This window comes from Streptomyces fulvoviolaceus (assembly GCF_000718165.1).
Classification (GTDB): Bacteria; Actinomycetota; Actinomycetes; order Streptomycetales; family Streptomycetaceae; genus Streptomyces; species Streptomyces fulvoviolaceus.
On sequence record NZ_JOEY01000066.1, the window covers coordinates 13,775 to 34,895 of the forward strand.

Annotated in this window: 18 protein-coding genes; 9 read left to right on the forward strand and 9 right to left on the reverse strand. The window is 69.5% G+C overall.

Annotation, left to right across the window (positions count from 1 at the left end; all coding sequences use genetic code 11):
- Positions 1–134: 134 nt before the first annotated feature.
- Positions 135–2,423: a DEAD/DEAH box helicase gene (locus tag IG08_RS0146255; RefSeq protein ID WP_052425185.1), complete on the reverse strand. Its 2,289-nt coding sequence runs from the start codon at positions 2,421–2,423 to the stop codon at positions 135–137.
- Positions 2,424–2,616: 193 nt separating this feature from the next.
- Here IG08_RS0146255 and IG08_RS0146260 point away from each other — a divergent pair, with 193 nt between their 5' ends.
- On the forward strand, positions 2,617–3,675 hold the full coding sequence (locus IG08_RS0146260) for a TniQ family protein (RefSeq protein ID WP_030618479.1): 1,059 nt from the start codon (positions 2,617–2,619) through the stop codon (positions 3,673–3,675).
- A 42-nt stretch (positions 3,676–3,717) separates the two neighbouring features.
- Here the strand turns inward: IG08_RS0146260 and IG08_RS0146265 are convergent, their stop codons facing one another.
- Positions 3,718–4,461: a transcriptional regulator gene (locus IG08_RS0146265; protein ID WP_234343149.1), complete on the reverse strand. Its 744-nt coding sequence runs from the start codon at positions 4,459–4,461 to the stop codon at positions 3,718–3,720.
- Positions 4,462–4,718: 257 nt separating this feature from the next.
- Between IG08_RS0146265 and IG08_RS60400 the strand changes: the two genes are divergently transcribed.
- Positions 4,719–5,045, forward strand: a complete 327-nt coding sequence (locus IG08_RS60400) for a hypothetical protein (RefSeq protein ID WP_158812368.1) — start codon at positions 4,719–4,721, stop codon at positions 5,043–5,045.
- A 957-nt stretch (positions 5,046–6,002) separates the two neighbouring features.
- On the opposite strand, the gene IG08_RS0146275 is transcribed toward IG08_RS60400, so the two are convergent.
- The 6 genes from IG08_RS0146275 to IG08_RS0146300 all read right to left on the reverse strand — a co-directional run bounded on the left by IG08_RS0146275 (position 6,003) and on the right by IG08_RS0146300 (position 12,397).
- A complete protein-coding gene (locus IG08_RS0146275; RefSeq protein ID WP_030618490.1) occupies positions 6,003–6,833 on the reverse strand; it encodes a hypothetical protein in 831 nt (276 codons plus the stop codon).
- Positions 6,830–7,876: a hypothetical protein gene (locus IG08_RS0146280; RefSeq protein WP_030618493.1), complete on the reverse strand. Its 1,047-nt coding sequence runs from the start codon at positions 7,874–7,876 to the stop codon at positions 6,830–6,832. The genes IG08_RS0146275 and IG08_RS0146280 overlap by 4 nt, the downstream gene beginning before the upstream one ends.
- A 15-nt stretch (positions 7,877–7,891) precedes the next feature.
- A complete protein-coding gene (locus tag IG08_RS56170; RefSeq protein WP_052425187.1) occupies positions 7,892–8,563 on the reverse strand; it encodes a vWA domain-containing protein in 672 nt (223 codons plus the stop codon).
- An 827-nt stretch (positions 8,564–9,390) separates the two neighbouring features.
- Complete coding sequence (locus tag IG08_RS0146290) at positions 9,391–10,974, reverse strand: NADH-quinone oxidoreductase subunit NuoF family protein (protein ID WP_052425191.1); 1,584 nt, start codon at positions 10,972–10,974, stop codon at positions 9,391–9,393.
- 395 nt (positions 10,975–11,369) lie between these two features.
- Entirely contained in the window at positions 11,370–12,173 is an 804-nt protein-coding gene (locus tag IG08_RS56175; protein WP_078656014.1) for a WhiB family transcriptional regulator, read from the reverse strand.
- Complete coding sequence (locus tag IG08_RS0146300) at positions 12,170–12,397, reverse strand: hypothetical protein (protein WP_030618504.1); 228 nt, start codon at positions 12,395–12,397, stop codon at positions 12,170–12,172. The genes IG08_RS56175 and IG08_RS0146300 overlap by 4 nt, the downstream gene beginning before the upstream one ends.
- A gap of 1,520 nt (positions 12,398–13,917) precedes the next feature.
- Between IG08_RS0146300 and IG08_RS0146305 the strand changes: the two genes are divergently transcribed.
- From IG08_RS0146305 to IG08_RS61905, 3 genes are all read left to right on the forward strand, one after another.
- On the forward strand, positions 13,918–15,318 hold the full coding sequence (locus IG08_RS0146305; RefSeq protein ID WP_158812369.1) for a hypothetical protein: 1,401 nt from the start codon (positions 13,918–13,920) through the stop codon (positions 15,316–15,318).
- Positions 15,315–16,241, forward strand: a complete 927-nt coding sequence (locus IG08_RS0146310) for a hypothetical protein (RefSeq protein ID WP_030618509.1) — start codon at positions 15,315–15,317, stop codon at positions 16,239–16,241. The genes IG08_RS0146305 and IG08_RS0146310 overlap by 4 nt, the downstream gene beginning before the upstream one ends.
- A gap of 94 nt (positions 16,242–16,335) precedes the next feature.
- Positions 16,336–17,742, forward strand: coding sequence for a protein phosphatase 2C domain-containing protein (locus tag IG08_RS61905; RefSeq protein ID WP_234343151.1), 1,407 nt, complete (start codon positions 16,336–16,338; stop codon positions 17,740–17,742).
- A gap of 690 nt (positions 17,743–18,432) precedes the next feature.
- On the opposite strand, the gene IG08_RS61910 is transcribed toward IG08_RS61905, so the two are convergent.
- On the reverse strand, positions 18,433–18,948 hold the full coding sequence (locus IG08_RS61910) for a putative immunity protein (protein WP_030618511.1): 516 nt from the start codon (positions 18,946–18,948) through the stop codon (positions 18,433–18,435).
- A gap of 295 nt (positions 18,949–19,243) precedes the next feature.
- Between IG08_RS61910 and IG08_RS60895 the strand changes: the two genes are divergently transcribed.
- From IG08_RS60895 to IG08_RS60405, 4 genes are all read left to right on the forward strand, one after another.
- The gene (locus tag IG08_RS60895; protein WP_199821070.1) at positions 19,244–20,077 is read left to right on the forward strand and encodes a hypothetical protein; all 834 of its coding nucleotides are present in this window, start codon (positions 19,244–19,246) and stop codon (positions 20,075–20,077) included.
- Between the two features lie 23 nt (positions 20,078–20,100).
- Positions 20,101–20,355, forward strand: coding sequence for a DUF6573 family protein (locus IG08_RS60900; RefSeq protein WP_199821072.1), 255 nt, complete (start codon positions 20,101–20,103; stop codon positions 20,353–20,355).
- 195 nt (positions 20,356–20,550) lie between these two features.
- The gene (locus IG08_RS0146335; RefSeq protein ID WP_030618513.1) at positions 20,551–20,775 is read left to right on the forward strand and encodes a hypothetical protein; all 225 of its coding nucleotides are present in this window, start codon (positions 20,551–20,553) and stop codon (positions 20,773–20,775) included.
- Between the two features lie 149 nt (positions 20,776–20,924).
- The gene (locus IG08_RS60405; protein WP_158812370.1) at positions 20,925–21,074 is read left to right on the forward strand and encodes a hypothetical protein; all 150 of its coding nucleotides are present in this window, start codon (positions 20,925–20,927) and stop codon (positions 21,072–21,074) included.
- The last annotated feature ends 47 nt before the right edge of the window (positions 21,075–21,121 follow it).

A 21,121-nucleotide genomic window follows, 5' to 3' on the forward strand; every position in this document is an offset into this window, starting at 1 on the left:
GTTGCGGCTCATGATGCTCGGGCGGGCGGTCATGCTACTGCCGGGGACTGACAACGGCCGGGGCAAGCGCCGTCAGGAGGCAGCGGACCGCGGTGTGCTGTCCGGATGCGCTGCCGGTCTCCCGCAGGGCACCGCTACTGCTGCTGCGGGGGCTCTGGCGTGCCCCAGGCCATGCGGAGGATGTCGAGCGCGGCGCGTTCTTTGTCGGTGAGCTCGTTGGGGGTGCGGCGGATGTGGTCCACCCAGGAGCCGAGCCGGAAGGGGCCGATCCAGTCGGTTTCGGTGTGCTGGCGGGGGACGTTGAGGTGGCCTTCGCGGGCGAGATAGCAGGAGGCGGCGACCAGGCCGCGGCGGAAGTCGCGGCCCCGTTCGGTACGGAAGGCTTCGGGGTGGAGGCCGTCGACGTTCGGGACGATGCCGATGTCGATCAGGAGTCTGGCCTGTTCGACCTGTAGTTCGCCGAAGTGGTTGCGCTGGCGGCTGAGCCACTGGCCCAGCTTGAAGCCCTCTGGAGTGGTGAAGGAGTTGGCAACGTCCAGGCTGCCGCCCGCGTCGAGGTGCGCTTTGGTGTGGGCGTAGGCGCGCCGCCAGGTCAGCGGCCAACCTCGGGGGTTCCACCAGGGGTCGAGGTCGGTGAGCTGCGCGGCATGGTCCTTGGAAAGTGTTTGGGCGTTGTCCTTTTTGCGGCACTCGGCGAGCCAGGCACCGACGGGGTGGCCGCCTTGTGTGGCGTCGGTGGGTGCGGCCAGGTGCCCGTGGGCGGCGGCGTAGGCGCGGGCGTGGTCGAGCATGCGGGTAAAGGTGTGTGCGGGGGTGCTCCACAGCATGCCCAGGACATCGAGGGCGTCGGCGTGTTCGCCGGGCAGGCGGTCGGCCAGGTGCCGCAGGCGCTGGTTGCTGATCCACTCCCCCAGGGCGAAGCCGGTGCTGTCGTGGAAGGCGTGGGGGACATCGAGGTGATGGTGGTCGTGGTGATAGCGGGTGGCTGCGACCAGGCCGTCGGGCCAGGAGCCGGTGGCAGGCAGCGTGATCTCAAGGCCGAGGGCTAGGGCGACCTGCAGGGCGCGTTCGGCGCGGTTGTAATACACGGTTCGGCGCGGACCACCGTCGCTCAGGCTTCGGCTCCGGCGAGGCATGGCGATGTGGTCGAGGAAGCTGTCGTCGTGGGCCCTCAGGGCCTGGAGGATGGTGTAGATGCCTTCGAACTGCGAGTCGTGCAGGGCCTGTTCGGTGGCCCGTCCGTCGGGCAGGTAGACGGGCAGCACGAGGGTGGCCTTCTTGCCGCGGCCGGGTACCAGGCGTAGGGCGCGGCCGATGGCCTGGATGGCGTCGACGACGCTGTTACGGGGCGCGGCGAAGACCACGGAGTCGATGGCGGGGATGTCGATGCCTTCGGCCAGGACGCGGACGTTGCTGAGGACCGTGCACCCGTCGGCGCTCTGGAAGTCGGACAGCCGACTGCGGCGCTCGTCGATGCGCTGCGTCCCGTCGACCCAGAAGGCCTGCAGGTCCGGCCGCTTCAGCTGGGCGGCGGTGTCGGGCAGGTCTTGGGAGAACGCTGCGGCTGCCTCGATGCGGTTGTGGAAGACCAGAACGCGCCGCAGGTCGTGGTCGGTTATGGCGCGCAGGACGGCCACCTGCAGTGCGGCCGCCCGCAGGCCGCCGTGCTGCGGATCGAGGTGGGGCTTGCGGGTGAGGATGGCACGCAGCTGGCTGTCGCCGACCACGGGCATCACGACCTGGTAGTCGGCGAGGAGTCCGCGTTCGATCGCCTCGGCCATGCCGAGGCGATAGACGACAGGGCCGAAGATGTCGCGGCGGTCCATGGTGGCGGTGGGGGCGCCATCCCACAGTCCAGCGGTGAAGACGCGGGGTGTGGCGGTCATGTAGAGATGCAGCCGGGCGGGGATGGCGCGGTCGTCGTGGATGGCTCCCCAGCCCTCTTGGGTGCTCATACATGTACGGTGGGCCTCGTCCACGACGATGAGGTCCCAGGCTGGCAACTGACCGCTGTGGTGGGCTTGCTGCAGTCCCGGCAGGGATGCGTAGGTCACGAAGACCGTCGTGGGCAGGCCGTCCTGCTCGGCGACGATACTGGCCAGGTCTGCCGGCCGTTTGACCATGCGGGCCGTGCCCCGGGGCAGGCCGCTGCGGGTCTGGCCCATCGATGACAGGCCCACCATGAGACCGCCGCGTCCGCCTTCGCGCCAGCGCCGGATGGTCTGGGTCAGCAGTTCCAGGGTGGGCACAGCCACCAGGACCCGACCGTCCTCGGTGATTTGGCGGGCGGTCGCCACGGCGGTGAGTGTCTTACCGGTGCCGCATGCGGAGACGGCGGTCACGCGGCGTTCCCCCCTCGCGAAGGCGCCGGTGATGGCCGCGAGGGCCTCCTGCTGATGCGGACGCAGCGCGAGGGAGGGCATGGCCGGGGACTTCTCCTTGCGGGGCGTGCTTCCAGAACACGGGAACTGTAAAGGATCATCGGGCAGCGCTCACCAATTCCAGCCAGAATGAAGGAAGTTGGACGGCCTTCCGCTAGGGATGGGGTCGGACTGGGAAGAGAGGGACAACACGTTGACTGCACGTTCGTTGGGGTCTTTACGGGACGGGGACGGCGTGAGCGAGGTGCAACCGCTGCCGCGGCGGCTGCGGTTCATCGCCGAGGAGTCCACGAACTCGTTCGTGCACCGGCTGGCAGAGACCAACGGACTCGATCCCCGAGAGCTGCTGTCGATGCTCGGTGCCGGTGATTCACCCCTTCCCAAGCCGGAGTTCAGCGAAGTGCATCTGAACGTGGCCGCGCACAACAGGCTGGCCGCCCTGGCGGGATGCGGCACCGACGTCCTGGAATACGTGCTGCCCACGCTGCGCATGCATCCGCTGCCCGATCCGGCCGGTGCGCCGCCCCGCTGGGGCGTCCCCAACCCGTGGGAACCCGCCGATGACTGCCTGGTGCGCGTGTGTGATCTGTGCGCGCTGGCCAAGCGGGCACGCCGGGATGCGTATGCGGTGTCGGCAGCCAGCTGGAGGGTGTGCGGCCGGCACCGGCGCTGGACGGACAACCTGCGGGAGGACGGGGTGACCTGCATCCCGCTCACTGCTGTCCCGGAGGTCCTCGCAGCTCACGGGGAGCGTGTGCGGCTGGAGCGGCGGCTGGGGGCCGGCGGCCGCATCGCGTTCGCGGACGCGTTCCACATCGCTGTCTTCTGGTGGAACCAGGCCGCGCAGGTTCCGCAGGCGTGGGCGGTGCGCCATCAGCAGCTCGGCCTCAAGAAGGGCAGCGACCGACGGGTGGCTGCTTTGGTGGCCTACCCGGAGGTCGTCCAGCTTGCCGGTGCTCTGGCGGCGCGGGAGCGCCGACGGCTGCGGGGCAGCTTGTCCCGTGCTCAGGACGCCGACTGGCTGCGGGGCGTGCAGAGCCTGTTCTCCTCGTGGGGGCTGCGGGGCAGTTTCCCGATGGAACCGGTGCTGCAGTGGGCGGCGCAGCATTCCGGGCAGGCGGGCCCGTCCGGGCCGAAGCCGGTACGGGGCCGTCATCGCCGTCTGGGCGCTTCGGGTCCCCACCCGCAGGTGCTTCCCGCCGCCGCGCTTGAGGCCCTCACCTGCCTGCCCTGGCGGTTGGGCGAGACCGAGGAGGCGCCGGCACATCTGTGGAGCGTGAGCAGCCGCGTGTGAAGAGGGCGCTGGCGCGTGCAGCGGGTTCGGGCTGCGGCACGCTCAGACGCCGAAGCCGATGTGGGAGACATGACGGTAGGCACCGTGGTCGGAGCCGAGGCTGTCCGCGATGGAGTTCCACGCATCGTCCAGGGCTTGCTGGTCACCCGAGTTCCAGGCGTCCACGACCCGTCGCCAGTCGGTGCGGACATTGATCGTGCGAATGTTCAGGTCACGGCGCCGGTTGGGGGCGACATGCTGCTGGTCGACCGGATAGATCTCGATCCGGGTGCCGCGGCCCTCGTCCCAGAGGCGCTGCTTGTAGTAGCCGACGAGGTTGTGGCGACGGCAGGCCCAAAACGCCTGGTCGATCTTTTTCAGATTGGCCGGCAGAGGGCGTTGCCGTGCCGTCCTCCACCGGGCGATGGTCCGCTCGGTCACGGTGACCTGGGCCAGCCGCAACCAGGCAAGTCCCTGCTCGTCCCACGCCAGGTAGCGCAGACGGATGGACAGACCCTGCGGATCGCTGACCGGTGGCAGGCCCCTATTGGCCGCCCGCTCGTCGAGCCGACGCGCCAGCGCGGCCCCTCCGGATATACCGGCGGCGCCGTAGCGCCCGAACCCCTCCCCCGGCTGCGCGGGAGGCGGAGGGAGGGTCCCGCCGGCCGGGAGCTTCACAGGTGCCATGGTCGGCTCTTCTGCCTTTCTGCCGTTGTCTTCGTGACAAATAAAGAGCATGTCGCGGCTGCTTTTTGGATCACCATAGAAGACGGCAGGCAGTGCGCGCTGCGGGATCTTGACGGTCAACTCCCCTGCCTGCGGCGCGAGATGATGTATTCGAAGAGTGGCTTTGGAGGCTGAAAGTGGGTTCGCCCCTGGGATCGCTGCTTCGGAGCGCGAACGAGGGTGGCGTCCCGCCGGGTGGTGTAGCCGATCAAATCGCCGGAATCCGCAGGCTGGCGGCGGTGGCTCCGCGCAACCGGGACTCAACTCGCCCTAGGGCGCCTCGTAGACCGCCGGCTCGGCGAAAATCACCTGGAACCTCGTACCGGAACGCGTAACGCTTGATCCCCTACACCACGACACGGGACGCGACCCGAATGAGCCTGGGAGCAGGGGCGGTGCAGGATGTCCGGCAGCGGCGGGTGATGGACGATGTCGTAGCGGCCGGTTCTGCGGGACAGCTCCAGCAGGCACATGGCGTCCGGGATGGCGCGGCGTTTCAAGGTCTTCAAGCGGACCGCAAGTACAAGCGCGCCGGGCTGGCCATGCTCACACCCGGAGCCGGCAAGACGATTTTCGCCCTGTACGTGGCCGCCACGCTCAAGCAGATGAGAGATCAGGCTCTCCTGATGGTCGGTCTGGCGCCAGGGCGAGGCGGCGTGTCGTAGCGGAACAGTCCCGCGGGCTGGATGCACACGCCGCGAGGGAGGAGTCTCTGATCGACCTCGTTGAGCCGTACGATCCGTGGGACATCGTGGAGTTGCTGCGGCTTCGCAGCAACTCCCCCGGCCCCCGTCCCGGTCAGGAACCAAACCCGGAGGCCATCGCCGCACTCGTGGAACTCGTCGCACAGCACGCGTCACCTGCCCGAGCCCCCATGCGCCGGGCGACGCGTCCGGCGGGGAACTGGGAGGTACGCAGGCGACCTGCCCAGCCCTGGTGGAAAGCCGGAGTTACCGCGCCAGTCCATCGGCGAGGCGGCGGTGACTGTTGTGGATACGAACGGTTGCGCTGGTCACCCTGTCCCGGTTGCCGGCTACTTGGGGCGGCACATGCGCCCTCGTCATTTCGCGTACCTTGCCACAGAGCCCACACGGACGAAGACCCGGTGTGTGCAGGTCAACCCCCAGGGTGCCGGGAGGTCGCTTGCCAGACATCCAAGGAGCGTAATGGGCCCTCACGCTCGGTCGCTCGCCTTTTGTGCGCGCTGGAGCGAGACCGGCGCGGCGCGCCAGGCGTGCACCGTCCTGATGCCTGCGGCTCCGGTCGCGGACCTTCGCCTGCCCACGGGCTCACCGTCGTCTCTATCCGGTCTGCGATCACCTTTGGGTGTTTCCGCTCGCCTAGGCGGGAGCGCTCCACGGATCGGCGGGCAATGGGCCTAGCCGTGAGATTTTTCCAAGATCCCGGCCTCTTGGGCCCCTGACAGCACACAACGACGACACCCCGCACCCTCAACTCTGGCACGTTCCTGATCGACCGACCGGGTCGTCTTCACCTTCCCCTGCACAGCGTTGATGCGCCCCTGGGTGCCTTGGGCGTCTCACGCGCAACGGTGCCGGACGGAGGTGCTGGCTTGGAAGCCAATTGATCTCCAGCTGGCATGTCTGTACCAGCCATCTCGTTCAACACGGTGCCGCCACGGTCACGTTGTCGTCGGCGATGCGCAGCACCCGGCCCCTGGCATAGTAGATCGACGTTGTGCCGTTGCCGCCGAGACGCATAACGCAGCCGAGTGCTGCCAACGGGTCGGTCGCGGGCTTCGAGCCGTCGGCGAGGGCGAGCCGGACTTGGGAGACCTCGAAGGCCGGTACACCGAGGGCCATCGGAAGGCGCACCGGCCGGCCTTCGCGAACATCGGCGGAGAGATGGTCACCGAGGCGGTACGGCAACAGGACGAGGCCGACGATGACGAACCCCAGCACCGCGCCGCCGACACCGCGCAGCCACAGACTGCTGTTCCAGCCGAGTCGGACGCCCGACGGCCGCAGCCAGAGGATTACGAGGGCAGTCGACGCGCCGCAGGCCAGGATGGCGACTACCGAGACCGTGCCAGCCCTGCCGCCGCGCGCTGACGCCCAGGCGGCGACGGCGACGACCATGGCAACTGCGACGCAACTGGCGGAGATCAGCAGGGTGATCATGGCGCGGCTCCGGACGATGTGCACTACCGCCCGGCCTCGTTCGGCCGCGCGCAGCAGCCACCGGGCGCCTAGGAAGAGGGCGAGACCCGCGATGCCGACGAGGAACGCACGGATCGCCAGCCAGCTGAAGGAGATGCCGGCCTCCTCCGGTGCCACCCCGAAACTGCCGTAGAACCGTGCGGCCAGCACCCAGCCGAAGGCGTAGGAGAACCCGGCTACGCCGGTGACAATTTGTGTGGTCCGGCCGAACCAGTTCGACAGGCGCTCCGCGAACGCCGACGAAACACCCTCCCCCACCGGCGCCTCGCTCACAGCATCTCAATGAGGAGCAGAATCGCCGCTACTGCGCCACAGACCAAACCAACAGCGAGTGCAACCCTCTCCTTGACTCCGTAGCTCAAACCGCCCTGCCGTAATGGCTCGGAGACCGTCGTACGCACCGCCGTGCGCGGTGTGCGGGTACTCGCTGGGGTGTCCTCGATGGCCTCGTCGAGAATCGTGAGCCACCGGTGCAGCGGAGGGCGAGGAGTCGTCGCGCGCACTGACTCACGGAGGACTGGCAGCAGCGCCGCTGATACCCCCTCCTGGGGCGAGTCCTGGGAATCGGTGGCTGAGGGACGCCACGAAGGGGTGCCGAATACCCGTGCGGTCAGCAGGCCGACGGCGTAGGTGACCGAAGCCTGGTCGGGGCGGGGAACTTCACCGCCCAGCACACGGGGATCGGTCCAATCCGTGGTGGTGAGCAGCGGGTCGTCGACTGTACTGCCCGCTGGCCGGATCGAGTCACAGTCCAGGATGAGGACTGCCGGTTCGGGCCGCACACTCCACAGCAGATTGCCGGCGGAGATGTCCTCGTGCACCAGGCCTCGCTCCTCCAGCCAGGCAAACGCCTCGACCGTCAGCCGGAGGAGCACGAGCTTCTCCCGAACGGTCGCCGACTCGACGCCCACGCGGGCCGCGCGGGTTTCGTAGAGCAGGTAGTTGAAGTCCCGGGCCCGCACCCTGTTGGTGGAGAGCTGCGCACGGTAGGTCATTTCGGCCTTCGGTACGAGCACGCCGGACACCGCCCCGTCATCCGCCATCACCACCGCGAGCGGCCAGGCAAAGCGGCGCCGCAGGAAGGCACCGTCATTGCTGTCGCTGTCCAACTCACGGTGGAGCCGTACCAGGCGGTCCAGGTCGGCTTCGGAACGCTGGACCGCGTACTTCTTGTACAGGACGCGGTCTTCATGGCCGAAGACGTCGAAAACCGTGGACGAGCCGCCTCGCGACCCGGCCCCATACGTGCGGAGCTCTCCCTCCAGTACGCGCTGTGGCAGGCTGGGCCAGGTATGGGGTACAGGCTGAACGGTCACGTCACTCCTCCGCAGTCAGTCCCAGCGGATGTCGGTTTCGTTCAGCGGTGGGTTCGGTGGCGGCATTCGAAGCGGATCCGAGTCCCGGTTGGTCGAGACCATCGTCGAGGCGATCAACAACATGGCGTACCTCTCCAGCAGCGAGGCGATCCTAGCTGCGAGTACATCGGCGGGAACGTCGGTCCACGCCTCGGCCTCCACCGGGTTGAGGCGTCGCAGGACCTCGGGTGGCAGTTCCTCCATGCCGACGCCCATAACCACCAGTTGCGCGCGTGTCAGCTTGTCGAATTCGTGGAACGCCTGCTCCCAGCCGGAGTCCGAAGGCATACCGGCGGTGAGGAGATAGACGAAGGGCCGGAAGGTCACTGTGTCATGGGCACGGAGGACCCGCAGGTCTCGTTCGATCACCCGGCCCAGGTAGCGGAAGAGAACGCCATAGTGGGCGGAGCCGTGTCCGGACAGCCGTGGCAGGGAACGCAGTTCGGTGAGGTCGGTCAGTGGCAGAACCAGCTCCGCCTGGTCGCCGAAGGTCACGATGCCGAGCCGAATATGCTCGCCGAGGAACGGGTTGCTCAGCAGTTCCTCAGTGAACCGGACGACTGCTTCCTGCACCGCGTCGAGGCGCCCTGACACATACATGGATGTCGAGGTGTCCACAGCCAGGTAGAAGGGCAGTACACGCTGCACGATCCTGTTCCCTTCCCCCAATACGCAGCTGGCGCGTCCGTCGTGGCACGGCCTTGCGTCGTTCGCTAGATTAGCGAACGAATCGCCTGAGCGTCATCGGGCCGTGTCGTGCATGAGCCGCTCTCGAGCCCTTCGGCCGCCGTCAGCTCTCGAAAGTCACATCGCCGCCGGAGGGGCCAGTCGCCCGCCGACCCCGGGCGTCCCCCCGCACCAGTTCCCAGTGCGAGTTCCCTGAGCCGCGGGTCACTCCCCAGGACGCAAGGGGACCGACGAGCGCCAACTGGTCGAGCGCTTGGAACAGTGCCGTAGGAACGAACCCGGGCTGACGCGCGATCCGGAGGATGACCTCACTACGCCTTGCAGCCAACCGAACACGCGTAACCCATCCGACCGAACGCACCATGGCACACGGCCGAACAAGATGGCTGACGGTCCACCACGCGTGATTCTCAGGCGCAGGCACCAGGCGAACGCCAGCAGTCACCCGGCAGGCGCACCCGACGCGCGCAGCCTTGTACCGGGTCCTACCGTCGAAATGCCCTGCGCTGCGACAGGACGCCTGGACTTGGCTCGGGCGGCCCCGGACACCGCGTCCTGGATCGGGGCCGCCCGCCCCGTGCCCTGCCCTCCCGCCGGAATGAATGGGAAGGGCGCTGGGGGTGCCGTTTTCCTCGATGCGTCTGTGCACAGACACGAGGACTCGTCCTCCGTCACATGATTTCACCTGTCTCTGGCTGGTTCGCCCGGCTGGCCTGGGAGCGCTGTCCGCGACGACGGGCCTCCTCCCGTGGTGCCGGTCTGGCGAGGCCACCAAGGGAGGAGGCCGGTTAGACGGCGCCACGCCGATCGGGTGTGCCGAGTTCGCGGCCCCGGGAGAGGACCGGCAGGTTGCGGGACGGTGTCCGGTCGCGCGGAACTTCCTCCTCGATGCGCAGGGCCCCGGAGGGGCAGCGGCGTACCGCACGCAGTGCCTTGGCTTCCGCGTGGCGCGGCACCTGCGCCTGGGCGACGGTCGGGAAGCCGTCGGCGCCGAGTTCGAAGACTTCCGGGAGGATGTCCGCGCACAGGCCGTGGCCGCGACACAGGGTCCAGTCGAGGTAGATCTTTTGACGGCTGCCGCCGGCCTCTGCGGGCTCGTGTCCGCCCGGAACACTCGCGGCAGCTCTGGGACCTGCGGGCAGAAGGCCTTGCACGGGCCGTCCGCAACCGTTCCCGAGGACGTGCGCGGCCAGGTCGTCGGCGAAGGCCTTGATGGTGGACTCCAGGAACATCGCGGAGCCGTCCGGGTGCGAACAAGCACCGCGCCGCTTCACGTTCTTGGCGACCTGCTTGAGCGCCTCCAGGGCGGCCGGTCCGCCGCCGTTGAGGATGTCCTCCAAGCCGCGCGCGGCGGCCGGCAGACCGAGGTAACAGGGACCGCACTGTCCCGCGCTCTCCTCGGCCAGCCACTGCGCCACGCGCAGCGACTCGCCCAGCGGACAGGTCTCCTGGGTGATCGGCAGGATCGCGCCGGCGCCGAGCGCACCGCCCACCGCGTCCAGGGAGTTGCGGGAGACGATGGCCTCGTTGACCGTCGCCGCGTCGATCCATTTGCCGTGGTAGCCGCCCGTCAGCACGCCCTGCGGCATCGGCGGGGCGCCGGCGAGCTGAAGGACGTAGCGCAGGGGCACGCCCGTGGGGACCTCGATCACCATGGGGCGCGCGACCGCGCCGGAGACCGTGAGCATGACGGTGCCCGGCTCGTCGTACAGACCGGTGTTGCCGTAGCGCTCCGGGCCGATGCGGGCCGCGATCGCCAGCTGGGCGAACGTCTCGGCGTTCGACAGCAGGGTGGGCGCGCCGCCGACGCCGCTCTGCGAGCCGCTGACCTTCCGGCCGGGCGGGATCGCCGGGCCGCCGTCGATCGAGCGGATCAGCGACGCTGCCGCTCCGGTCACCATCCGGCTGGGGTTGCGCTGCACGGATACGCGCAGCGCCGAGCGGCGTCCGTTGCTCAGGCCGCGTTCGGCGAGCGCGGCCTCCATCGAGCGCTGCGTCGACTCACGGGTCACCCCGATGACGAGCGCGCCGGCACCCAGCGCCTCCGCGACCAGCAGCGCGCCGTCCAGGATGAGGTGCGGGGCACGGTTGATCAGCACCGTGTCCTTGCGGCATGTGGGATCGCTCTCGCTGCCGTTGACCACGACGACCGGCCGTACACCGCGCTTGATCGCCGCTTCGGCGACCGAGCGCAGCTTCTTGTGGAAGGGGAAGCCCGCGCCGCCGCGGCCCCTCAGGTTGATGTTCTCGGCAAGCCTCGCGAGCTGCTCACCGCCCAAAGGCTCGAGCGGCCCGTGCACCCTGAGGTGCATGGGCAGATCGAGCCGTTCGACAAGGTCGAAGCCGGAAGTGAGTTGCGGAATACCAACCACGCGGACTTCCGGAACGTCGGGCAGGCTGCCCTCGAGGTCCCGCGGTGTCGTCCAGTCTGTACGGGCGGCAGTCGAGACCGATGCGGATCGGCGGCCGGTGTCGGCAGGCAGACTGGGCTGCGCGGTCGCCTGCTTGTGGGCGGCTGCCTTGCGCAGCGTGTCCGCCAGCCTGTGATCGACATCGGTCGATGCCGTGATCATCTCCTGGAGCGTCTCGTTGCCGGTGCGCAGCATCCGGGTGAGCAAGGACGGCTTCGGGTCCGCCTGTGCAGCAGCGTCACACGTGGCCGACAGCTTTGCGTCGATGTCGGTCGACGCCTCCAGTGCGGCCTCCAGCTCGGCCGTCCCCGCCTCGATGAACATCTGAAGGCGGGAGTTCAAGGACGGGTTGGCGCTCACAGCCCACCTCCCGCGTCTTCATCCATCAGACGTTCCAGGTTCTGACGGGCCCGTCGCAGGTTCTGGCGTACGTTCACGGCCGGCATACCCAACGCCTTGGCCGTCTCGGACGGCTGGCAGCCATCGATTTCGAACGCCATCACCGTACGCTGCAGCAACGGCAGGCACCGAAGTAGCTGGACCAGTGCCAATCTCTCCGCAACGTCATCGCTGTGATCCCTCATCGGGCTCTCCGAGATACTCTCGGTCAGCTCGTCCGGCCTGATCCGGTGCACGGACTTCAACCACATACGGTAGGCCGTGGTGCGCAGCCATGGCTGGGGGCACTCAACGCGGTGCCAGGTCGCGGCCAGTTCCACGCACGCGGACTGCGCGGCGTCCTCTGCGTCTTGCCGTGTGCCACCTGCACTGATCAGAAAGGCCACCAGGGGCACGAACCGAGCATGGAACACGGCGTTGAAGGCTGCCTCCTCCTCAGAGCTCAGCCAGGGCAGGCACCGCTGCTGCTGCGCGAGCGCGGCCGCCTTCTCGAAGTCCGTCCCGGTGGCCTCGAGAATCCCGAGCCAGGAGCTGACCGCTGGCGCCACCCCCAAAAGTGCGCGGCGTTCTCGTTCCGACCAGCCGCCGAAGACGCCGTCCTTGATGCGGTCGTCGAGAGCGTGGGCCAGACACGGGATCTTAACCGGGCAGCTGAGGCAGTCGGTCTGGCGACGTTCTCGCGCCCTCGCTGGAACGAACATCTCCTTAGGGTCAACTGTGCGGCAGGCCGCACGGGTTGCCCAATCGGTTCGCCCGCTCACGCCGAACGCCTTCGTGTCCTGCGCCCATCCCCGACCTCGATGGTCAGCTGGTCTGCTTCGTCGACGAAGCGACTGCCCTGGGGAAGCTCACGCACCACGTCACGGCGGAAGGCTCCACGGGCTTCCTCCCGCTGGACGATCCCTCTCACGCGCACCCACGTACGCAGCACCATGGCCAGATATCCCACCGCTGTGACGCCTGCCACGACTACATACTCCGGCATCGCTCCATGCTCCGTTCGCCGCTTGGATGAAGTGGTCATAGAGAAGTGCCATCCACACAAGTCGCGCGTGACCTCGCGCGCCCAAATTTCTCTGCGCAACGGCAAAGTGCCCCGCGCTCAGGGACCATCACAGGCAGCAGGCGAAGGCGGGTCGCGGCCCCAGGCGCCAGAAGATCTCCAGGCAGGCGGCACCGCCAGTACTGCAGCAGGGGCGGCCGCCCGGTTCCTGACGCCCGATGAAGTGACTGCCCGTCAGGAGGCCTCCCGCAACTCTCTGGGGCACACCGTCACACGGACCCGCATCCGGTCCTGGCTTGTGGGCCGTTGAGTCGCAGTGGACCCATGCGGAACCTGGCTGGCTCCGGCAGGAGAAGAGACCCAGGGACGCCTGCTGTCGCCGTGCGCGCGTTCGGTCCCGCACCCCCGACGCCCGGGGCAGCCGCGACCGCCTCCAGGGTCGGGGTCTGGGGTCGAACCCGCAACCGGACAACGCCGCAGTCAGCTCACGCAAGAGCGATCACGGGCGTGGCCGTTAAGCGGTGTGCCTATGACACGAGGAGTTCTTCATCACCGTCGAGCCGCATGGAAGGCGCTGGAGCGCAGGACCGTGGCTCCCGCCACCCGTGACTCGGCTGTCCCCTTCGGACCTGCCAGCGCGACCGGCCGGGGCCGACGGGCGGGCAAGGCTGCGAACGCAGCCGGAGCGCCACCTCGGCCAGCACGGCACACGTGGCTGCGGCCTGGGCTGCAGTCGCGGGAAACACGATGATCAAGATGACCATGACAGTGGCCGCAGGCCACTAGGGCCACGACGGCACGAGTGGCAGCAGGGCGGCACTGCGTCGGCGCACAGGCATAAGCACTCCCTTCGGGACATCCAACGGACTCTGCACCTGGGACCGTTGCGTACCGGTGGGTGCACAAACGTGATGCTGTCAGCCGGGTTCTTCCACGCCAACCAGCGCGCTCACCCATGTCTCACAGTCATCCCACCGAACTGAAGTTGCCCGTGCAACCCCGGATGAGTATCTGGTCCTGACCACTGCGCAGTGGTCAGCCGGCCAGGAAGGAGTAGTTGCGCGCACGTCCCAATCCACCGAACCGGAGGCGGCTTCAAGAGCCTTGAAGCAGTCACCCACTCATCCCATAGACCACGCACTGCTCGTCCCGTCCTGAGCACTCAGACGTGGTCGGCTGCACCCTCTCCCCAAACCTAAGAAATTATCGATGCAGTTGAGACATTCTCGATCCACTTAAGACACCACAGGTCAGAGGACTGTAGGTCGGAGCCCCTTGAAGCGAGATCGCACATGTGACCAGTTCAGAGGCCTAGCCCTCCCACCCCCAGTTCCTATGAGTGCAGTTGAGGTTCTGCAGGTCACAGCGATGGGCGTGTCTCAACTGCATGGATAACTGACAGCCCGACCGGCCCGGCGGGAACGCCCCTGCCTCCCCCCTGCCCTGCCTCCCGGTGTGAGCGGCAACTCACCCGGCACCAACCCGACCAGGAGCGACCCGACATGACCGCAATCACGCACCCCGCCAGAAGCACGCGCACCCCTGCCCAGGAGCCGGCCCCGACCCCTGCCGAAGTGCCGGCGCCCACCGCCCCGATCGCCGAGCAGCTCCGCACGGCGAACGCCCGGGGCGCGTCCCTGCCCCGCAACCTGGTCCGCCTCACCGCCCAGGCCGAGGCGGCGGGATGGGCCGCCACCGTCGAGACGCAGCCCGGACACTGCGCGCTGCTGCTCACCGCCCGCCAGGAGGCCGGGGAAACCGTCCTGCGCTGCGTGTGGCAGCTCACCGCCCGGGGCTACCGCTGGGACGGTGCCACCCTGACCCGCTACGGCCAGCAGACCGCCGAGAACATCGCATGGCGTGCCGTCGGCGACCTGATGGCCGCCGAGGCGCCCACCGCCCGCACACAGCCGACCGGGCCGGACCTGTCCATGTCGATCTACGGCAAGCCGGACGCGGCAACCGTGACGGCGGAGGTCGTATCCGCCTCCGTCGCCACCACCCCGCCAGGCGAGGTCCCCGTCATGCTGCGACCGTGGATCAAGGCCACCATCCCCGTGACGCTGTACCCGTCACGGTTCGTCGGGCGCGACTACCTCTGCGCTGACTGCCTGCTTACCCCCGGAGGCGACGACGCCGCCCCCGACACAGAGCCGGTCCTGTCGGTGCTCCCCACGGGCTATCTCGCGTCGAACGCCGCCTACCTCGAAGATCTCGCCGCCTACGCCGTGACCCAGGGGCGCACGCACGAGGAAGGGGCAGCGTTCGGACGGTGGGTGATCTCGTCCGAGATCATGACGTTCGGGGTGTACGACTCGGCCTACGAGTGCTGGGTGCTCTCGCTCACGTGCAGCATGACCGCCGCCTACGCGGTGCTCACGCACACGCGGATGAACGGCACGGCGCTGGGTCTGGAGTGTGGTTGCGGGCAGCGTCACCCCGATTGGCCGTGGGAGCGCGCCACGGTGTGGAGTGAGGAGGAGTGCCACTACCCCGATCTCCGTGCCGTCCCCATGGACCGGATCGCCGACCTGATCGCCGCGCGCGGGTACCGGGTCGCGGGTCAGTGGTCGACGGGGGACGTTGTCCGCCGGGTGGCTGTCGAGCCGACCGCCCCTGACGGAGCGGAGACGGCCCCGGTCGCGGCCGCAACAGTGGACGCCCCGCCGTCCGGCCCGGGAACGGCCGAAGCGTGGGAGTCCGACGGCGGAGCCTGCCCCGGCATCGAGCCGCCCCATGGCTCCGAGCCTGGCCCGACCGCCACCGCCGCCCCGCAGGAGCCCGAGCCGACCGGCGACGCCCCCGCGGCCCCTCCCGCCGCGCCGTCCGCGGAGAAGGTGGCCAGGCTGCCCAGGAACGCGCGGACGCTGTCGAGGCAGCGACGGAGAACGGGTGGGACGTGACCGTCACCGCCAGCCTCTTGAACGGCCGTTTCGCGCGTGCGGTCAGAGTGACCGGTACGTTCCCGGTGCGCGCCGGAGTCGAGGAGTTCACCGCCCGGTGCGTGTGGGACGGCGCCCGCTACTGGGGGTCCGCCTCCGAGCACGACGGCCGTTTCGGTGCCGGTTTCCGGGAGGTGCTCGCCTGGGTACGCGACGTGCGCGCCGTCAACCGCGCGGCCGAGGAGGCAGGCCGGACCGTGTGGGGACGGGACGCGGCCGAGTGGCGCCGCCAGCTCGCCGACGCCGTCACCAAGATTGCCGAGACAGCGGCGGAAGCACGGTCCGAGCACGGCCAGGTGACCGGCGACGCCGCCGAGCGGTCCGGGGCAGCTCTGGCCAACGCCGAGCAGGCGCACCGGGACGCGGTCGACGCCCTCACCCAGGCCCAGCGCGGCTACCAGGTGTACGGGGGCGAGGACGCGCGGCCCATCGCGGCGGAGCGGGATGCGGTGCTGGACGCGGGCAGGCGGGTGCGCGCCGCCCTGGAGCAGGTCAAGGACGCACCGCGCGCGACGGAAGCCGAGTCGCTCGCCCTGGTGGCGATCGCCGAGGCCGAGCGCGAGTTGCAGGCCCAGGAGGAAGCGTGGCGGGCACGGCTTGCCGCCGAAGGACGGGAGCCCACCGCCGCCGCGTACGGGTGGCTCATCCAGATGTTCGAGGACCCCATGCGCGCGTGGGTGGCCTGGCACACCGAGCACGGGCGCGCCGGCGAACCCTTCCACGAGGCCTACGACCGGTGGACCGAGGAGCGGCACGGCCAGGGACACCGGCCCGCGTACACCCGGGCATTCCTCAACGCGAACGCCGCCCCGGTAGCCGCGACCAGCAGGCCGACGCCGCGTTCATGGCCGCCGTCGGCGCCGACCTGGCCGCCGCCGACCTGAGCGTCACCACGGCCCTGCCCGAGCCGACCCCCACCGCCTGACAGCCCCTTGGGCCGGGCGCCCACCGCGCCCGGCCCCGCTTCCTGGAGTCCTCATGCCCTCCCACGCCACGTACCAGCTCATCGGCGATCGCTCCCACCAGTGCGACGCCACCGCCACCTGGACCCACAACGGCGCCCGCGCATACGTCCTGTGCGACGGCATCGGCTCCAGTGACGCGGTGCACGCCTGGACGAACACCGCCGCCCGCCGCCTTGCCCGCACCGCCGCCCGCCGCACCGACGCCGAGGCCGGCCTACGGGCCGTCTACAGCAACTACGCCGCCGAGCCGGAGCGGCAGGACGAGTACGCCCGCTACGACCTGCCCGCCGCGTGCGCCGTCGTCGCCGTCACCGCCCCCGGCAAGCCGCTCACCGTCGCCTGGTGCGGAGACGCCCGGGCCTACGTCCTCACCCCACGCGGCACCCTCCACCGTCTCACCGACGACCACAACCGCCGCCGCGTGTCCCAGGGCAGCCGCAACCTCATCACGTCCTGCCTGGGAGCGACGGAGACCGACGAGGAGAGGAAGGCCCAGTTCGGCCACCCCGCGATCGAGTCCATGTCCCGCGTCATGGAGAACTGCCGCCTGCTGCTCGCCAGCGACGGCGCGTACGAGCCGCTGGAGGACTCGGCCCGCAACCTCGCCGACTACCTCACCGGTTCCCCCCGGCACGCCGCGCGCGACGTCGCGGCATTCGCGGTCGCCCACGCCGCGCCCCACATCGACAACGCAACCGCCCTGGTCGCCGATCTGCGCACCGCCCCCCCTCGCGTAAGGCGCAGCCCGCATCCGAGCACCCGCCGCCGATCCGGGCAGCACTCCCGGACCGGCCCCCCACCCCACCCCGAAAGGCGGCATGCCATGCCCGGAAAGCTCAGCAAGGAGCAGGCCCAGAAGCACAACCGGGCGTGCGAACTGGTCGCAGCCGAGCAGGAGTTGACGGAGGAGGAACGGGAGTTCGTTCTCGACCACTACCACGAGTCCGCGCACACCGGCCGCGCTCTGGACGGCGCGTTCTTCACCCCGGCCGAGCTGGCCGGCCAGCTCCACCTCGTGGTTCCCGGGCAACCGGATCATCGACCTGTGCGCGGGCATCGGGCGCCTGGCCTGGCACGCCCGCGACTACTGGGGCCGACGCTGGGAGCGCCTGCCGCCGCGCGAGATCGTGTGCGTGGAGAAGAACCCGGAGTACGTGCGGGTCGGGCGGCGCATCCTGCCGGAGGCGACGTGGATCTGCGCCGACGTGCTGGACGTCCCGGCCATGGATCTTGGCCCCTTCGACTGCGCGATCAGCAACCCGCCGTTCGGGCGGATCAAGCGCAGCGGCAACGCCCCCGGATACCGGGGACCGCTGTTCGAGTTCCACGTGATCGCGGTCGCCGAGACGCTCGCCCGTCGGGGCGCGTTCCTCATCCCGAGAGACTCCGCCCCGTTCCGCATCGAGACCGGATTCGTTGATCAGCACTCGCCCGAGTACGAGCGCTTCCACCGCGAGAGCGGAATCACGCTCCGCCCCAACCCCGGGATCCCCACCGACCTTTACCGCGACCAGTGGCACGACGCCTCACCGGCCGTCGAAATCGTGCTGCACAACCGCGACGAGGACATGTTGGAGGCCCAGGCCGAACGGTCCGCGCACGCGGACCGGGAAGCCCTGGCCAGCCGCCCGCGCAAGCCGAAGACTCCGCACACCAGGGCAGCGCCGAGGGCAGCGCAGGATGCCGGGTTCAGCGACTGCGGCAGGGACACATTGTCCTGAAAGGCCACTGATCAACCCCCATGAAGGTGTATTATTGATTTTACGGATTAGCGGCAATCCATCCAGCACCACTCGACACAGGAGGACCCACGATGACCACGATCCGCCGGAACTGGACCAAGCGCGTGGAGGCGATCCGCACGGCGGCCCGCACCTGCCTGTTGCGCGGCGTTGAAAATGCCGGCGAAGGCGGCGTTCACGATGCGGACGAACTCCGACGGCGACGCCCCGCCGGTTGGTGTTCCGGCGGGGCTGTCGTCGGTGAGGTGTCGTTTTCTTCGGCAAGGTGCCGGTGGATCAGCAACCTCCCGCGCCTGCGATGGCTCGGAGACCGAGAGGCGCTGGCGGCGATCAGCTTCGTGTGGACGGTGCTGACGCCCGACGCGCGTTCAGCAGTCAAACACCGACCAGCAGATGTCGTTGCGCAATCGCTGGTCGTCAAGTACGAGTTCGCGAATCGCCTCCGGGAGCTGGTCGCGCTGCCACTGGCACTCGAGTCGCCCTGCGGCCTCACTTTGGCTTTGTGGCGCGGCAGCGCGTGCGGCCTTGATCGCATAGGCGGCCGCACCGAGTTCGTGCGCGGCGACGTGTGCGACGACTCCGGCCTGGCCGGCGGCGTAGGCGGCATGCCGTGCTGCGCCACGCAGGTCTCGGGCCGCGCCCATCGCATGTCCGCCCGCCGCGCGGGCCTGCATCATCTTGACCTCGCCACGCACCCAGGCGCGGGCATGCTCGATCGCCTGGCGCGGCCGTGGGTCCTCAGGCTGAGCGGACTCGAAGAGGCCAAGGACGTGCTCCGCGCACGCTGCCGCCCAAAGGGCGAGGAGATGGTGATCCGAATCAGTGAGGGTCCCACCGCGGCGGATCGTCACGAAGCGAGGGTCCCTGACCTTCGGGAGGATCATGGTTGGCATTCCTTCCTGCCGGTATGAAGCGAAGCCTGCGAACCCGGTGGTTGATCCGCAAGCTCGGCTACCGATCTCCGGACAGACGGGACGAGTTCTCAGTCGCCAACCACCTCGCTCACTGCGGCGCGGGCGGCGGCCTCATCGGCAAGGTGCCGCCGCCGACGAACACACCAGCCTCGCGGGCATGCACCCGAATCCCTCGGCACACAGCATGCCCTCAACCCACCGCCCACATAGGCATCTTGAGTGTCGTTGAACAACCTGCCGCGCCTACGACTCCGACAGCGGCAACATGATGCCGGTCGACCCGGCGCGCGCATTCGAGGCGTGGGAGAGCATGCCGGGCGCCAGGCTCACCGAGGACACCCCCGGGCAGAAGTGGACGGTCCACGTGCACTCCAACCGGTTCTACATCCTGACCGCCGAGGACCCCGCCGCCCCGGCGGACGGCACGCCAGCCGCCGAGGTTCCCGCGGCTCCCACCGCCGCGCCCAGTTCCGCTCCAGACTGCCCGCACGCCCGCCAGGCCAGCGCACCGGACCACCGCGCGTCCCGCACGCTCGCCCGCCGCAGGCGAGCATCCGGCATGCCGGGCCGTGACCAGCTGCCCGGCCACCTGCCCGCCATGGCGGTTGAGCTCGTGGGGAAGGCTGTCCGCGTGAAACTCGCCCAGGGCTACAGCCACAAGCAGATCCGGGACGAGTTCGAGGAGCAGCGAGCCCAGGCCGTAACCGCCGGAGATACCGGGAGGGCAACGGCGCTGGGAACGATGCTCACGGTGCATGCCCTGATGGTGGCCGGGGAGGACACCGAACCCACCCCCTCCGGTCCCGGCCACAGCTCCTCGGATGAGCGGCAGCCCGTTCAGCCCCACGCCGCCAGTTCCCGGCGAGAGGGGATCGTGAGCGACGACAACGTATTGTCCCGCATCGACTCCGTCTTGCACGACGCAGCCGTCGCCGAAGACCTCACCGTCAGCGACGACGCCATGCGATCGGTCCCCCTGGCCGACGAGGACGAAATCATCCACGCCTACACCCGCGCCCAGGCCCTGGCCGACGGGTCCTGGTCGCCGCAGACGCCGACGCAGCGAAGGAGGCGGGCTTCCGCGTCCCGGTCGCCCTGACCAGCGCCGTGTGGGAGGACTGCGTGGCCTGGTCCGACCGGGACAGCAACCGGCAGACCCCGCAGGACGAGCGCGGCCGCCTCTGGGACGTGCTGTTCATGTCCCGTGCGGCCATCCGGCGCAGCGGCGGGGGCGGCGGCGAGGTCACCGTCGACCTCCGGCGGGTGCCGCGCAACGGCCGCGACCGGCAGGCGCGCAGGGTCCAGCTCGTGTGCGCGATCGGGCCCGGCGACCACGGCGAGCCCGTGATCACGATCATGCAGCCCGGCGAGGACTGATCCCCGCCACCCGAGGGGCGCGGACACTGCCCGCCCCTCGGGGCACCGGCGTAACCGAGATGTGACCCATGGTCGGGGTCCATGGTCGCCTCCGTGGTCGCCCCCGTCCGGTGTCCTTCCCTTGCCCACCCAGCGGCAACCGGCCCTGGACCGCCCCCAGTTCACGACCCCTACGCATCAACGGAGGCAGCAACCGTGATCTTCTTCAGCATCGCCGCCGGGTTCCTGCTCGGCCTCCTCGCCGCCCTCACCGCCGCGCGCGTCTCACAGCGCCTGCGGCCCGAGCCGACGTGCACCACCTGTTCGACGATGACCAACTGGCCGATTCGCGGCCACGACGACCGAGGGTGCCCCAACTACTGGCGGGACGTCAGCGCATCACCGGCCGCCCGCGACGGCGCCCAGCCACACCCCGAGTGACGGCGGACCTGCCGCCCACCCAACCGCACCGAAGACGTGCAGCCCCCGGCCGGGGCCCATGGCCGGCCTCCCCGCCGACCCGCCCCGGCCGAGCACCGCACGCAGGCCGCCAACCCCACCGCCCACCGGTCCACTCTGGAGAACCCGCCATGTCCGCGAAGACCCGCAAGTGCCGCGACTGCGACACCAACAACGACGCCACCGCGCCTGAGTGCCTCGTCTGCGGCCTCCCGCTCCCCCGGTCCCGGGTACGGGGCGCCCGCGTCTCCCGCGTACGACGAAGCCGCGACCTGCGCTGAGCAGCTCCCGATCAGCCCCGGCCGCAGCCCCGGGCTGTACCCCGCCC

Coding starts and splice junctions, on each gene's coding strand:
- IG08_RS60405 (WP_158812370.1), top strand. CDS start 20,925: ATGTCCGCGAAGACCCGCAAGTGCCGCGACTGCGACACCAACAACGAC.
- IG08_RS61905 (WP_234343151.1), top strand. CDS start 16,336: ATGCCCTCCCACGCCACGTACCAGCTCATCGGCGATCGCTCCCACCAG.
- IG08_RS0146305 (WP_158812369.1), top strand. CDS start 13,918: ATGACCGCAATCACGCACCCCGCCAGAAGCACGCGCACCCCTGCCCAG.
- IG08_RS0146300 (WP_030618504.1), bottom strand. CDS start 12,397: ATGCCGGAGTATGTAGTCGTGGCAGGCGTCACAGCGGTGGGATATCTG.
- IG08_RS60895 (WP_199821070.1), top strand. CDS start 19,244: ATGATGCCGGTCGACCCGGCGCGCGCATTCGAGGCGTGGGAGAGCATG.
- IG08_RS0146255 (WP_052425185.1), bottom strand. CDS start 2,423: ATGCCCTCCCTCGCGCTGCGTCCGCATCAGCAGGAGGCCCTCGCGGCC.
- IG08_RS61910 (WP_030618511.1), bottom strand. CDS start 18,948: ATGATCCTCCCGAAGGTCAGGGACCCTCGCTTCGTGACGATCCGCCGC.